Here is a 14,828-nt window from a genome sequence, read left to right on the forward strand (position 1 = left end):
TGGCGGCAAAACGCACGGCCGGCCACCGACCTGCAATGCCTGAAAAGGCGACCGCCGCGCCGGAATGCGGCGCGGCGGTCGTTGCCATTGTTATCGAACAGAATGGCAATGCGGCGTCAGTCATGCGCCGCAGGTTGCGCGAGAGGCGCGTACCGCTTTTGTTATTAGTCGTTCAGCAGCTTCCACTTGCCGTCGACGATCTGCACGATCACGCGTGCTCGCTTGTCGAGGCCGTTATGGTCGGTCGGCGTGGTGTTCATGATGCCGTGTGCAAGCGGCAGCTCCTTGACGTTCTCCAGTGCCGCACGCAGCGCCACGCGGAACGCTTCCGTGCCCGGTTGCGCGGTCTTCAGCGCTTCAGGAATCGCCCGTTGCAGCATCTGACCGGCGTCCCATGCGTGACCGCCGAAGGTCGCCACCGAGCCCGCACCGTACGCCTTCTCATAGGCGTTCTTGTACGCCTCCGATGACTTCTTCACCGGATTCGAGTCAGGCAACTGGTCGGCCACCAGGATCGGACCGGCCGGCAGCAATTCGCCTTCGCAATCCTTGCCGCACACGCGCAGGAAGTCGTTGTTCGCGACGCCGTGCGTCTGATAGACCTTGCCCTTATAGCCGCGCTCCTTGAGTGTCTTGGCCGGCAACGCCGCCGGCGTGCCCGAACCTGCGATCAGCACGGCATCCGGATTCGCCCCCATTGTCTTCAAGATCTGGCCCGTCACCGACGCATCGGTGCGGTTGTAGCGCTCGCTCGATACGATATTCAGGTGATGCGCGGCGGCCGCTGCGCCGAACACCTTATTCCAGTTGTCGCCATAGGCGTCGGCAAAGCCGATGAAGCCGACCGTCTTAACACCGTGCTTTTCCATGTAGTCGGCGATCGCGTCGGCCATCAGATCGTCGTTCTGCGGCGTCTTGAAGGCCCATGCGCGCTTCGCGTCCATCGGCGCAATGATCGCGGCCGATGCCGCCAGCGAAATCATCGGCGTCTTGCCTTCCGCTACGGGATCGAGCATCGCCAGCGAATTCGGCGTGACGGTCGAACCGATAATCGCATCGACGTGGTCTTCGTCGATCAGCTTGCGCGTGTTCTGCACGGCCTTGCCGGTGTCCGATGCATCGTCGAGGATGATGTATTGCACCGTCTTGCCGCCGATCTCTTTCGGCAATAGCGCGATTGTGTTCTTTTCAGGAATCCCGAGCGATGCGGCCGGCCCGGTGGTAGACAACGTGACGCCGATTTTCACCTGCGCGAAGGCAGCACCCGCGCCGCACATCAACGCCATCGCGATACCAGTGCGTACCCATTGCTTTGTCTTTTTCATGCAAGTCTCCAAACGCTTTGAAGCGCGTATCTGTAATCCGGCTCACGGGCCGGGTGTCTGAATCTAGTTATAGGGTTCACGCGTGCCAAGCATGGTTTTCCCTGCTCAACCTCAATGCCTTCGCCGTTCTGGTGCCACTCCCCCGCTGCGAACCGCTGCTGCGATTTCTTATGCACGAAACACTAACATGTTAGTAGTATTGCGTTCTGTATCATCCACGGTCAATAGACTGCCGCCCGGATACGGGCTTGTCCTGAAACCGGCCGCTTCAGCCGTGTTTCGACCGCGCGTTCATCACCGATCCCTCGCTTGTCCAACACACCTCATGCACCGCCATTCATCAAACGCGGGCAATAAAAAAGACGCGTCAACTGCACGCGTCTTTTATATGGGGCTCCGTATCGCTTCGCCTTCGCTCAGTCGCCGGACAGCTTCCACTTGCCGCCGACGATCTCCACCATCACACGCGCCTGCTGGTCGAGACCAGCGTAGTCGTTCGCGCTCATGTTGAAAATGCCGTGGGAAGCGGGCATGTCTTTATCACCGGATTCGAATCGGGCGGTTGGCCGGCAACCAGCAGCGGCCCGCCACTTCTTTAGGCAGCAGCGCAATCGTGTTCTTTTCCGGAATACCCAGCGATGCGGCCGGCCCCGTTGCCGACACCGTCACGCCGCTTTTCACGTCCGCGAAGGCATGGCCGCTCCATGCTGCGGATAATCCGGTGGCGACCAATGCCGCGCTCATCCAACGCAATGCCGACTTCATCCCGCTCCTCGATCTACCCGTTATTCATTTCAATTTAAATACGCAGATTTAAATGCCCGACCCAGCGGTTGGTGAATAGCGAGTTTAGCGGACGAAAGCTCCGCGCCGCAAGCATTTTGCAGGGTAGCGGCAGGCGAAATCGGACGGAATTCGGTGAATAAAAAAGGGGGCACCGAATTAGTGGAAGATTTGAATGGCGCTTGATGGAAAGTACAAATAAAAAGCGCTGTTGGATATCAATCCAACAGCGCTTTCGTCTGGGCACTGAGTGCCTCATTGTCTCCTCGTTCTCCACCTGCAAAATTCGTGGTGCAACAGAACTGCATGAAGATTAAACGAGCACTTAGACTGCTACAACTAGCAATTACCCTAGTGGTGCACTGCGGCACGAATTTGGGGCGCGTTTTGTGTGGCTTTGACCGCGAGCTCTGCCGCTACGCGCAACGCAAGATTCCGCCTGGCTGATTCAAAAATCGCCGAATTATATCGGATGCCGAAGCAATTTAAGATTCTGTGCCGGTTCAGGCCCGCAACGGCCGCACTCGCGCAATGATCTCACCGACAATCCCGCGCCGGAACGCCAGCACGCAGGCAATGAAAATCACGCCCGTCACGATGGTCACGGATTCGCCCAGCGACCGGAACCAATCAACCCCGGTTGTCGTTGCCAGCGCCGTGCCGATATCGCCGAGCCGGTCTTCGAGCGCGACGATCAGCGCCGCGCCGAGCAGCGGGCCGAACAGCGTGCCCATGCCGCCGACGAGCGTCATCAGAATCACCAGGCCCGACATGGTCCAGTAGGCGTCGCTCAGTGTCTCGAAGCCCTGCACCAGCACCTTGAGCGACCCCGCCAGACCGGCGAGCCCTGCGGACAGAATGAAAGCCAGCAGCTTGAAGCGATCGGTGTCGTAACCGAGCGACACGGCGCGCGGCTCGTTCTCCTTGATCGCCACCAGCACCTGCCCGAACGGCGAGTGCACGATCCGCACGATCAGCAGGAATGCCAGCACCATCACGGCCAGCACGACAAAGTACAGCGTCACATCCGACGACAGATCCAGCAAGCCGAACAGCTTGCCGCGCGGCACGCCTTGCAGGCCGTCCTCACCGTGCGTGAACGGCGCTTGCAGAAATACGAAGTAGACCATCTGCGCGAGCGCCAGCGTCACCATCGCAAAGTAGATGCCCTGCCGACGGATCGCAAACAGGCCGACCACGAGGCCAAGCACCGTCGCCGTGGCGGTGCCGGCCAGCACGCCCAGTTCCGGCGAGAAGCCGAGGGTTTGCATCGCATAGCCGGTGACGTAACCGGCCGAGGCGAGAAACATGGCATGACCGAATGAGAGCAAGCCCGTGTAGCCGATCAGCAAATTGAAGGCCGCGGCGAACAACGCGAAGCACAGCACCTTCATGACGAATAGCGGATAGATGCCGAGCACGGGCACCGCGAGAAGCGCGATCAGCAGCAGACCGTAGAGTACTTTTCTCTGCATCATTTTTCCTTGCCGAAGAGACCCGCCGGGCGCACCAGCAATACAAGCGCCATGATCACGAAGACGACGGTCGCCGACGCTTCCGGGTAAAACACACGCGTCAGCCCTTCGATCACACCAAGCAGCAGGCCGGTAAGAATCGAGCCCATGATCGAACCCATCCCGCCGATCACGACCACTGCGAACACGGTGATGATCATCGGCTGGCCCATCAACGGCGAGACCTGAATCACAGGCGCGGCAAGCACGCCGGCGAACGCTGCCAGCGCGACGCCGAAGCCATAGGTGAGCGTGATCATCAATGGCACGTTGACGCCGAACGCCTCGACCAGTTTCGGGTTCTCGGTGCCCGCGCGCAGATAGGCGCCAAGGCGCGTCTTCTCGATCACGAACCACGTCGCGAAGCAGACCACGAGCGACGCCACCACCACCCACGCCCGATAGTTCGGCAGGAACATGAAGCCGAGATCGGTCGCGCCGGACAGTGCCAACGGCACATCGTACGGCTGGCCGGAAGAACCGTAAATCGACCGGAATACGCCTTCGACTACCAGCGTGAGTCCAAAGGTGAGCAGCAGCCCATACAGGTGATCGAGCTTGTAGAGCCAGCGCAGCATCGAGCGTTCGATCACGATGCCAAACACGCCGACGATCAGCGGCGCGAGCACCAGCATCACCCAGTACGGCAGACCGAAATACGACAGACCCATCCACGCGAGCATCGCCCCGAGCATGAACAATGCGCCGTGCGCAAAATTGATCACGTTGAGCAAGCCGAAAATCACAGCAAGACCCAGGCTCAGAATCGCGTAGAACGAGCCGTTCACGAGCCCCAGCAGCAACTGGCTCAGCATCGCCGGTAGCGGAACGCCAAAGATTTCCATTGAAGCCTTAATCCCTTAAGCCATCGTCAGGGTGAGATCGATTACGTACGATCCGGCCGGCGTGCGATCGGCGAGCCATCCGCCCGATCGCGCGCGGCATATGAAACGGTTTTCCGTCAGCCTGTGTACCAACACGGCACTATGCGTTGCCCGCCAGGCACAGCAGACAGACGGTCATCTGGTTATCAACCAGCGCTTATTTCCACAGCGCGCAGCGCGTTTCAGCCTTGGTCGTGAACGCCTGCTCGCCGGGAATCGTCGCAGTGATCTTGTAGTAGTCCCACGGCTCTTTGGATTCGGCCGGCGTCTTCACCTGCATCAGGTACATGTCGTGGATCATGCTGCCGTCCTGACGGATGTAGCCCTTCGCGTAGAAGTCGTCGATCTTGGTCTTCTTCAGTTGCGCCATCACCTTGTCGGAGTCGGTCGAGCCGACCGCCTGCACGGCCTTCAGGTAAGTCATGGTCGCCGAGTAGTCGGCGGCCTGCAGGCTCGACGGCATCTTCTTCATCTTGTCGAAGTAGCGCTCCGCCCACTTGCGCGTGGCGGCGTCCTTGTTCCAGTACCAGCTGTCCGTCAGCACCAGGCCTTGGGTCGTTTCCAGACCCAGACTGTGGACATCGTCGATAAACATCAGCAGCGCGGCCAGTTTCATCGTCTTCGTGATGCCGAATTCTTTGGCGGCCTTGATCGAGTTGATCGTGTCGCCGCCCGCGTTGGCGAGGCCGAGGATCTGCGCCTTCGACGCCTGCGCCTGCAACAGGAACGACGAGAAATCCGATGCCGACAGCGGATGACGCACGGTGCCCAGCACCTGGCCGCCGTTCGCCTTCACCACGTCCGACGTATTTTTTTCGAGCGCCTTGCCGAACGCGTAGTCAGCGGTCAGGAAGTACCACGTCTTGCCGCCCTGCTTTGTCACCGCTGAACCGGTGCCCTTGGCGAGCGCCGTCGTGTCGTACGCGTAGTGAATCGTGTACGGCGTGCACTGCTCGTTGGTCAGGGTGTCGGCGCCCGCGCCGATGCTGATGTAGACCTTGTGCTTTTCACCGGCCACGGTGTTCATCGAGAGGCCGGTTGCCGAATTCGTGCCGCCGATCAGCAGATCGACGCCATCACGGTCGAACCACTCGCGCGCGCGCGAAGCCGCAATGTCCGCCTTATTCTGGTGATCGGCATAGACCACCGTGATCGGCTTGCCGTTGACCTTGCCGCCGAAGTCCGCCACCGCCATACGGATCGCCTCAAGGCCGCCCTGGCCGTCGATATCCGCGTAAAGACCTGACATATCGGTGATGAAGCCGATCTTCACCGCATCGTCAGCCGCTTGCGCGCTGCCCATTGTCAACGCGGCGCCGGCGGCAACCGCGAAACACAGTGTGGCAAGCCGCGCGAGTGGGTTCTTTTTCATTCCTGTCTCCTGGTTTCTTCACTTGTGGTTATCAGAGGCAATCGGACGCTTTTTATACGCCCAGTAGGTCATGCAGCACGGGCATCTTGCTTTCGAGCTCACTGGCCCCGAAGTGCTCGACGATCGCACCGTGTTCCATCACGTAGAAGCGATCGGCAAGTGGCGCGGCAAAGCGGAAATTCTGTTCGACCATCACGACCGTGTAGCCGCGCGCCTTGAGCGTCATGATCATGCGGGCGAGCGCTTGCACGATGACTGGCGCCAGGCCTTCCGAGATTTCGTCGAGCAGCAGCAAACTCGCGCCGGTGCGCAGAATACGCGCGACGGCCAGCATCTGCTGCTCGCCCCCCGAGAGCCGCGTACCCTGGCTCATGCGGCGTTCCTGCAGATTCGGAAACATCGAATAGATTTCTTCGAGCGACATCATGTGCGCCTTGTCGCCGACGGGCGGCGGCAACAGCAGGTTTTCCTCACATGAGAGGCTCGAAAAAATCCCGCGCTCCTCCGGGCAATAACCAATGCCGCAGTGAGCGATGCGATGCGTGGGCAGGTTGACGGTTTCGCGTCCGCCGATGCGGATCGAACCGGTGCGCCGGCCGGTCAGCCCCATGATCGCGCGCAGTGTGGTGGTGCGCCCCGCGCCGTTACGGCCCAGCAGCGTGACGACTTCGCCGCGGTTCACCGTCAAATCGACGCCATGCAGGATATGGGACTCCCCGTACCATGCCTGCAAACCCGCGATCTCCAGCGCAGGGGCACCGCCAGCCATGCCGCTCACCTCAAGGCTTTCGCGCTCGGCAATCGTATTCATGCGCGGGCTCCGGCAAGCGCCGCATCGACGCTCTCCCTATAGGCTTGAATTACGAGCGGGTTCTTCGACATTTCGGCAATCGTATTCATGCGTGGGCTCCGGCGAGCGCCGCGTCGGCGCTGCCCATATAGGCTTGCATCACGAGCGGATTCTTCGACACTTCGGCGTAGCTTCCTTCGGCGAGCACTTCGCCCCGTTGCAGGACGGTGATGGTGTCGGAGATGCCGGCGATCACGTTCATGTTGTGCTCGACCATCAGGATCGTGCGCCCGCTCGATACTTTCTTGATCAAGGCGGTGACGCGATCGACGTCTTCATGGCCCATGCCTTGCGTCGGTTCGTCGAGCAGCATCAACTCGGGCTCCATTGCGAGCGTGGTGGCGATTTCCAGTGCGCGTTTGCGGCCGTATGAAAGCTCGACGGTCAATACATCGGCGAAATCAGTCAAACCCACCTGCGTGAGCAGGTCCATTGCCCGATCGTCAAGTTGACGCAGCGTGCGTTCGCTCTTCCAGAAATGAAATGCCGTGCCGAGCACGCGCTGCAAACCGACGCGCACGTTCTGCAATGCTGTCAGATGCGGAAATACAGCAGAGATCTGAAACGAGCGGATGATGCCGCGCCGGGCGATTTGCGCCGGGCGTTCATTGGTGATGTCGATTCCGTTGAAGACGATCTGGCCTGCGGTCGGTTCGAGGAATTTGGTGAGCAGATTGAAGCAGGTGGTCTTGCCTGCCCCATTAGGGCCGATCAGCGCATGGATCGAACCACGGCGCACGCGCAGGTTCACCCCGTTCACGGCGATGAAGCCTTTGAACTCGCGGGTGAGGCCGCGCGTTTCGAGAATCGTATCGCCGAGAATCATGTTCCCTTCCATACGGAGTAAGGCGAAGCACTACGATCTTCCGCGCGAAAGGCTGCGCGACGTTTGATGACGGCGACACGCCCGTGCCGCTCATTGGCGTGCTGCACCAATCCGGACGGTAATCCACAGTGCGGCACGCAGCATGGCTGCCATTGTCGCGCCAATGATGCAGCGCATTCATCGGGATTTGCACTTAGTGGATCAAGACTGCCTGGGGCAGGCCTAAGGCGGGCGCGATGTGTCACACAGCGGACACAGGCGGCGCAGTGCTCGTCTGAACCGTAACGCTGCCGGCCACGCGTGCGCGACGGTCTTCACGGATCATGTCGCTGGCGCGCTCTGCGATCATCAGCGTCGGCGAATTGGTGTTGCCCGATGTGATGGACGGCATGATTGATGCGTCGACCACACGCAAACCGTCAACACCGATAACTCGTAGCCGGTTGTCGACCACCGCGCCGGGATCGTCGGTGGTGCCCATGCGACAGGTCCCGACCGGATGAAAGATCGTGGTACCGACCGCGCCCGCGGCCTGCTGAAGTTCTTCTTCGGTCTGGTACTGGACACCGGGCAGAATCTCTTGCGGCCGATAGGGCGCGAGCGCCGGTGCTGCGGCAATGCGGCGCGTGAGACGCAGCGCGTTGGCGGCGACGTGCCGGTCATAATCGGTGGACAGGTAGTTGGGCGCGATTAACGGCGGCGCCGAAGCATCGGCCGATTCGATGTGAATGCTGCCACGCGAGGTGGGTCGCAACTGGCACACCGACGCGGTAAAGGCATTAAAGCGATGCAGCGGTTCACCGAAGCGATCGAGCGAGAGCGGCTGCACGTGGTACTCGAGGTCGGGGCGCGTGAGCGAGCGGTCGTCCGGATCGGATTTGGCGAACGCGCCGAGTTGCGATGGCGACATCGACATGGGGCCGCTTTGAAACACTGCGTATTGCATGCCGATCAACAGCTTGCCCCACCAATGGGCGGAGGCGGTATTGAGCGTGCGCACGCCGTCGACTTTATAGGCCATTCGCAATTGCAGGTGGTCCTGCAGATTTTCGCCGACTGCGCGCAGATCCTTCACAACCTCGATGCCGAGATTCTGCAGACGCGTGCCATTGCCGATACCGGAGAGTTCGAGCAATTGCGGAGAGTTGACCGCGCCGGAACTGAGGATCACTTCGCAACGGGCTTTGGCGAGATAGTCGGTGTTGTCGCCGCGATATTCGACACCGGTGCAGCGGCGTCCTTCGAATACGACGCGTTGTGTGTGCGCACCGGTGATGACGGTGAGATTCGGACGCTTGAGCGCGGGACGCAAGAATGCTTTCGATGCATTCCAACGGACCCCGCGTTTCTGATTGACGTCGAAGTAGCCGACGCCGGTGTTGTCACCACGATTGAAGTCGTCGGTGGCGGGTATGCCGGTTTGTTGCGCGGCTTGTGAAAACTCTTCGAGGATCTTCCATTTCAGGCGTTGCTTTTCGACGCGCCATGGGCCGCCTGCTCCATGCGATTCGGACGCACCAGCGTGGTGGTCTTCGCTGCGTTTGAAGATGGGGAGGACGGCGTTCCATGACCAGGAGGCGTCGTTGGTGACGCGGGCCCATTCGTCGTAGTCCTCGCGCTGGCCGCGCATGTAGATCATGCCGTTGATTGATGAGCTGCCACCTAGTACTCTGCCTCTTGGGTATGAGAGGGAGCGGCCGTTCAGGCCGGGTTCCGATTGGGTTTTGTAGAGCCAGTCCGTGCGGGGATTGCCAATGCAGTAGAGGTAGCCTACCGGCACGTGGATCCAGTGATAGTCGTCTTTGCCGCCGGCTTCTAGCAGGAGGACTTGTACTTCTGGATCTTCCGATAGGCGGTTGGCCAGCACGCAACCTGCCGTGCCGGCGCCGACTATGATGTAGTCGAATTCGCCTTCCAGGCGGCGGGTCGTTGTTGGCGATTTTTCTGAGTTGTTCATTGTTTTGTCTCCTAAGCTTTATTGCCTGCGGTGTTGGCATTTTCTTTTTGGCTTGTCTGCCTGCCCGGCGCTTTTTTCTGCGCACTTGCGGCGTTGGCCTGGGCATACAGCCAAACAAGCGCCGAACAGGCAAATAGATCAACTAAATCCCACCGCCGCAAGCGCACAGAAAAAGGTGCCGCACAGGCAAAAACCCAATCCTATTTAGCCACCGGCATAGTGAACTCCGCCCCCTTGGCGATGCTATCCGGCCACCTCTGCATGATGCTCTTGTACCGCGTATAAAACCGCACCCCTTCTTCCCCATAGGCATGGTGATCCCCAAACAAAGACCTCTTCCACCCACCAAAAGAATGCCACGCCATCGGCACAGGAATCGGCACATTAATCCCCACCATCCCAATCTCAATCTGCCGCGAAAAAGCCCGAGCCACGCCGCCATCGGAGGTAAACAACGCCACCCCATTAGCAAACTCGTTAGCGTTAACAAGCTCAACAGCAGAAGCAAAATCCGGCACCCGCACAACACACAGCACCGGACCGAAAATCTCTTCACGGTAAATCTTCATATCGGTCGAGACATCATCGAACAAGGTTCCGCCGAGAAAAAACCCCTTCTCATGCCCGGCCACCTGATGGCCACGCCCATCGACAACCAGCTTCGCACCAGCCGCAATCCCAGCATCGATATAACCCGCCACTTTCTCGCGATGCGCCGCCGTCACCAACGGCCCCATCTCGGCTTCCGATTCCATGCCATTCAAAATTTTCAGGCTCTTCACCCGCGGCGTCAGTCGCTCGATCAATTCGTCAGCAATATGCCCCACCGCAACCGCCACCGAAATCGCCATGCACCGCTCGCCCGCGGAACCATACGCCGCACCGATCAACGCATCGACCGCCTGATCGAGATCCGCGTCCGGCATCACCACGAGGTGATTCTTCGCCCCGCCCAAAGCCTGCACGCGCTTGCCGTGCTTCGTGCCTTCCGTATAGATGTACTCCGCAATCGGCGTCGAACCGACAAACGACAGCGCACTCACCTCGGGATGCACCAGCAGCGCATCCACCGCCACCTTGTCGCCATGCACAACGTTAAACACGCCGTCCGGCAATCCCGCTTCCTTCAGCAGTTCGGCCAATCGATTCGAGGCGGAAGGATCACGCTCTGACGGTTTCAGCACGAACGTGTTGCCACATGCGATCGCCACCGGAAACATCCAGCACGGCACCATCATCGGGAAATTGAATGGCGTAATGCCAGCGACCACGCCCAGCGGCTGACGCAGATTCCAGTTGTCGATGCCACCGCCGATCTGGTCGGTGAAGTCGGTCTTCAGCAGATTCGGAATGCCGCACGCAAACTCGACAATCTCGATGCCGCGCATCACCTCGCCCTTCGCATCCGAAAACACCTTGCCGTGCTCACGCGTGATCAACTCCGCCAGTTCGTCATGGTGACGGTCGAGCAATTCCTTGAACTTGAACAGCACGCGCGCCCGCTTGATCGGCGCGGTTTCGCTCCATGCAGGAAACGCGGCATTAGCGGCAGCAACCGCTGCGTCTACTTCAGCGACGCTCGCCAGCGGCACGCGTGCGCTCACGCTGCCAAGCGCAGGATTGAAGACGTCGCCAAAGCGGCCGCTCGTGCCGTCGATCGCCTTGCCGTTGATGAAATGGGTCAGCGCGCGTGCGCGCGTCTCGCTCCGGACGGTCTCGTCCTGATATGTCTCGCTCATCTTCTTGTCCTCTTCCTATGAATGTGTTCCACCCGTCGCAGCGGCGTGATGAACGCAAGCGTACGGCGCTTCGGGGCGACAAATCCAATGAGTAATGCTCAACTGCGCTATAAGCCGAGCTAATATCAGGATATGGATCTGACTCTGCTACGGGCGTTCGTCACCGTCGCGCGCGAGGGCAACCTCACGCGTGCCGCGGTGCAGCTTCACCTGACCCAACCTGCCGTCAGCCTGCAAATCAAGCATTTGCAGGAGACGCTCGGCGTGACGCTGTTCACGCGGACCTCGCACGGGCTTTCGCTGACGCGCGATGGCCAGGCCCTGCTGCCCCATGCCGAACGCGCGCTGGGCGCGGCGAGCGACGTGCAGCGCGCGGCGGCGTCGCTGCGCCACGAAGTGCGCGGCCGATTGCGGATCGGCACGATCCTCGATCCGGCTTTTCTGCGCCTCGGCGGCTTTCTCAAGCAACTGGTGGAAACCTGGCCGCATATCGAAACGGCCCTGCGCCACGGCATGTCGGGCTGGGTGCTGGAGCAGGTTCGCGCAGGGGAACTGGATGTGGGCTATTACATCGGCCTTCCATCCGATGACGATCCCCGCGACGGCGCCACCTTTCACGCCGTCACGCTCACGCACTTCCAGTACCGCGTGCTCGCGCCGGCGGGCTGGAAAGATCGCGTGAAGGGTGCGCGCGACTGGCGTTCGCTCGCCGCACTGCCGTGGATCTGGACGCCGCCCGCGTCCGCGCACAATCGATTGTTGTCGCGCTGCTTTGGCGAGGCCGGCGTCAAACCGGTTAAGGTGGCGGAGGTGGATCAGGAGCCGTCGATGCTCGATCTGGTCAAGTCAGGCGTCGGTCTGACGCTCGCGCGCGACGCCACCGCGATCGCCGAAGCCCATGCACACGCGTTGACCATCGTCGAAGGCGTCACGGTGCCGACCCAGCTCAGCTTTATCACGCTGGCGGAGCGCAAGGACGAACCGGCGATCGCTGCCGCGTTGAAGCTGATCGAGCGGCAATGGGCGACATGAGGACGGCATGAGAGCGACATGAGAGCGGCATGAGGGCACGCACGAGGGCAAAACGAGAGCGATATGAGTCACGCTCATGACATCCGTTCATCGTGCCGCTGGTCATGCCCGCTGGCGGTTCCGTGCAGCGCGGCCACGCGGATCGCCCTTGGCGGTCGTTGGCGCTGGTCACATTGACAGGCCATCCTCGTCGGCCCCGTCATCTGAAACTACGCTGTCACGCGCTTTTTGTTAGATTGAGGGTTCGCGCTCACGCGCCGGCCTACTTCGCTTTTGTTCCGTCTGACTTTGTCCTTCCCGGCAGCTTCGCCCCGGCAATACCGGAAGCCGCCGGCCACGCCATCCTTCGACAGGAGCCTGACATGGCACGCAACATTGAAATCAAAGCCCGCGCCCAGCATTTCGAGCAACTGCGCGAGCGAGCTGCAAAGCTTGCACCGGACGCACCGCTGATCTTCCGCCAGCAGGACTTTTTCTACGATGTGCCGCGTGGCCGCCTGAAGCTGCGCCAGTTCGACGACGGCACGCCGGCCGAACTGATCTTCTATCAGCGCGACGACCGCGATGGCCCGAAGGCGTCGTATTACACGCGCAGCCCGGTGACCAACCCTGAAGCGATGCACGCGCTGCTCGCCACGGCGCTGACCACGCGTGGCATCGTCACGAAAGAACGTCACGTTTATCTGACGGGGCGTACGCGGATCCATCTGGACCGCGTCGATGGTCTCGGCGACTTCGTCGAGCTCGAAGTCGTGCTGGCTCAGGACGACGACGAAGAAGGCGGCCATGCCGAAGCACACGCGATGTTCCAATCCCTCGGCGTGCCGGAATCGGACCTGGTAGCGGTCGCCTATGTCGATTTGCTGAGCCCGGACAGCGAACCGAAGCAGGCTGCGTAAAACTTAAGCATCACGGGTCGCGGCGACATCAATCCTGGAACCGCGCCTCCCTTCGCCCCCCAAACACCCGAAAGGCCGGGAAGCCGCTGTATCAAGCGGCGGCCGCCCCGGGCGACAGATGGCCTAGCGGCAACGGTCCGTTGCGCTTGAACGTGGTCAACACGATGTTGGACCGCACGCTGTCGACACCCGGTACCCGCATCAACTTCTTCATCACGAACGTCGACAGATAATTCAGATCGGGCGCGACGATGCGCAGCAGATAATCGGCGTCGCCGACCACCGCGTGACATTCCAGTACTTCCGGCAGCACCTCGATCTGTTGCTGGAATTGCTCGATGATCGAGTCGCCGTGATGCTTTAACTTCAGACTCGTAAAAGCCGTCACGCCGAGCCCGAGCTTTTCCGGGCGCAACACGACACGATAGCCGTCCACCACGCCCACCTGCTCCAGGCGCTGCAGGCGCCGCCCGATCTGCGACGGTGACAGCGGCACCTGCTCAGCCAATTGCTGATGCGTGGCCCGGCCGAAGCGCTGAAGAACGTCCAGCAGCGCGAGATCGAAGTGATCGAGTTCTAACATGATCGATATCCGCATTAAACCTGTATTTGATGCGCGATTATTGCATACCACGGCGCGACAACGCCATCATTGCGCCCATTCCGCAGACTCACCGCTCTACACTTGCATCACCGTTTCAACCCGCAGTCACCGTAGAGCGCGCAGCATCATGTCCCCAGCCAACACCGCCAAACTCCAAGAGCAATTCGAGGCCGGCCTCGAAACCCGCGCCGATTTCACCATCGACCAGCCGACCGAACGATACGGCGCAGTCGACCACGCTGTATGGCAACAGCTTTATGCGCGCCAGACCGCGCTGCTCAAGGGGCGTGTGTGCGATGAATTTCTGGCAGGCGTCGACCGTATCGGCATGCCGTCCGACCGCGTGCCCTCTTTCGACGAAATCAACGCCAGGCTGACGCCCGCGACGGGCTGGCAAATCGTCGCCGTGCCCGGACTCGTGCCAGACCAGGTGTTCTTCGAGCATCTGGCGAACCGCCGCTTTCCCGTGACATGGTGGATGCGCCGCCCCGACCAACTCGATTATCTGCAGGAACCGGACTGTTTTCACGATCTGTTCGGCCACGTGCCGCTGCTGATCAATCCGGTGTTCGCGGACTACATGCATGCGTACGGCCGCGCTGCGCTCGCCGCTAATGATGCCGGCGCCCTGCCGCTGCTCGCGCGGCTCTATTGGTACACAGTCGAGTTCGGCCTGATCCGCGACGCGGCGAGTCCGAACGGCGTGAAAATCTACGGCGCGGGCATCGTGTCGAGCAAAGGCGAGACGTTCTACAGCCAGCAAAGCGCAGCGCCGAACCGGCTCGGCTTCGACCTCGAACGTGTGATGCGCACGCGCTACCGCATCGACACGTTCCAGAAAACCTACTTCGTGATCGACGACTTCGCGCAATTGTTCGGCGTCGCGCAAACCGACTTCGCGCCATTGCTGGCCAAGCTGGCCGCGGAACCGGCGTTCGCGGCAGGCGACGTGCTCGAGCGCGATCACGTCATCACGCGCGGCACGCGGGAAGGCTGGCTGGCCGACGGCGATATCTGACAACACGAGCTGACCCGGCCGACAG

Annotated in this window: 12 protein-coding genes and 1 pseudogene; 3 read left to right on the top strand and 10 right to left on the bottom strand. The window is 60.8% G+C overall.

The features are described 5' to 3' along the window. Positions 1-164 precede the first annotated feature (164 nt). The 9 genes and pseudogenes from P3T22_RS18435 to P3T22_RS18475 form a co-directional block, all read right to left on the bottom strand. The gene (locus tag P3T22_RS18435) at positions 165-1,325 is read right to left on the bottom strand and encodes an ABC transporter substrate-binding protein (protein ID WP_063497719.1); all 1,161 of its coding nucleotides are present in this window, start codon (positions 1,323-1,325) and stop codon (positions 165-167) included. A gap of 579 nt (positions 1,326-1,904) precedes the next feature. Beyond that, positions 1,905-2,090: pseudogene (locus tag P3T22_RS18440) on the bottom strand (ABC transporter substrate-binding protein); the annotation flags it as partial. Positions 2,091-2,611: 521 nt separating this feature from the next. Next, the gene (locus tag P3T22_RS18445) at positions 2,612-3,583 is read right to left on the bottom strand and encodes a branched-chain amino acid ABC transporter permease (RefSeq protein WP_063497721.1); all 972 of its coding nucleotides are present in this window, start codon (positions 3,581-3,583) and stop codon (positions 2,612-2,614) included. Continuing rightward, positions 3,583-4,467: a branched-chain amino acid ABC transporter permease gene (locus P3T22_RS18450; RefSeq protein WP_429325734.1), complete on the bottom strand. Its 885-nt coding sequence runs from the start codon at positions 4,465-4,467 to the stop codon at positions 3,583-3,585. The genes P3T22_RS18445 and P3T22_RS18450 overlap by 1 nt, the downstream gene beginning before the upstream one ends. A gap of 196 nt (positions 4,468-4,663) precedes the next feature. Beyond that, positions 4,664-5,878, bottom strand: a complete 1,215-nt coding sequence (locus P3T22_RS18455) for an ABC transporter substrate-binding protein (RefSeq protein ID WP_063497722.1) — start codon at positions 5,876-5,878, stop codon at positions 4,664-4,666. Between the two features lie 52 nt (positions 5,879-5,930). Further along, positions 5,931-6,689, bottom strand: coding sequence for an ABC transporter ATP-binding protein (locus P3T22_RS18460; protein WP_063497723.1), 759 nt, complete (start codon positions 6,687-6,689; stop codon positions 5,931-5,933). An 85-nt stretch (positions 6,690-6,774) separates the two neighbouring features. Next, positions 6,775-7,554, bottom strand: a complete 780-nt coding sequence (locus P3T22_RS18465; RefSeq protein WP_429325735.1) for an ABC transporter ATP-binding protein — start codon at positions 7,552-7,554, stop codon at positions 6,775-6,777. A 241-nt stretch (positions 7,555-7,795) separates the two neighbouring features. Beyond that, complete coding sequence (locus P3T22_RS18470) at positions 7,796-9,511, bottom strand: GMC family oxidoreductase (protein WP_429325736.1); 1,716 nt, start codon at positions 9,509-9,511, stop codon at positions 7,796-7,798. A 200-nt stretch (positions 9,512-9,711) separates the two neighbouring features. Then, on the bottom strand, positions 9,712-11,250 hold the full coding sequence (locus tag P3T22_RS18475) for a CoA-acylating methylmalonate-semialdehyde dehydrogenase (RefSeq protein WP_429325737.1): 1,539 nt from the start codon (positions 11,248-11,250) through the stop codon (positions 9,712-9,714). Positions 11,251-11,382: 132 nt separating this feature from the next. Between P3T22_RS18475 and P3T22_RS18480 the strand changes: the two genes are divergently transcribed. Both P3T22_RS18480 and P3T22_RS18485 read left to right on the top strand, forming a co-directional pair. Continuing rightward, positions 11,383-12,282, top strand: coding sequence for a LysR family transcriptional regulator (locus tag P3T22_RS18480; protein ID WP_429325738.1), 900 nt, complete (start codon positions 11,383-11,385; stop codon positions 12,280-12,282). A 362-nt stretch (positions 12,283-12,644) separates the two neighbouring features. Continuing rightward, positions 12,645-13,181, top strand: a complete 537-nt coding sequence (locus P3T22_RS18485; RefSeq protein ID WP_408454848.1) for a class IV adenylate cyclase — start codon at positions 12,645-12,647, stop codon at positions 13,179-13,181. A gap of 91 nt (positions 13,182-13,272) precedes the next feature. Here the strand turns inward: P3T22_RS18485 and P3T22_RS18490 are convergent, their stop codons facing one another. Continuing rightward, positions 13,273-13,764 carry an Lrp/AsnC family transcriptional regulator gene (locus P3T22_RS18490; protein ID WP_054042727.1) on the bottom strand — a complete coding sequence of 164 codons (492 nt, stop codon included), beginning with the start codon at positions 13,762-13,764 and terminating at the stop codon, positions 13,273-13,275. A 148-nt stretch (positions 13,765-13,912) separates the two neighbouring features. Between P3T22_RS18490 and phhA the strand changes: the two genes are divergently transcribed. Next, positions 13,913-14,803: a phenylalanine 4-monooxygenase gene (gene phhA / locus P3T22_RS18495; protein WP_063497729.1), complete on the top strand. Its 891-nt coding sequence runs from the start codon at positions 13,913-13,915 to the stop codon at positions 14,801-14,803. The last annotated feature ends 25 nt before the right edge of the window (positions 14,804-14,828 follow it).

The sequence above is a fragment of the Paraburkholderia sp. GAS348 genome (genome assembly GCF_050434205.1).
GTDB lineage: Bacteria > Pseudomonadota > Gammaproteobacteria > Burkholderiales > Burkholderiaceae > Paraburkholderia.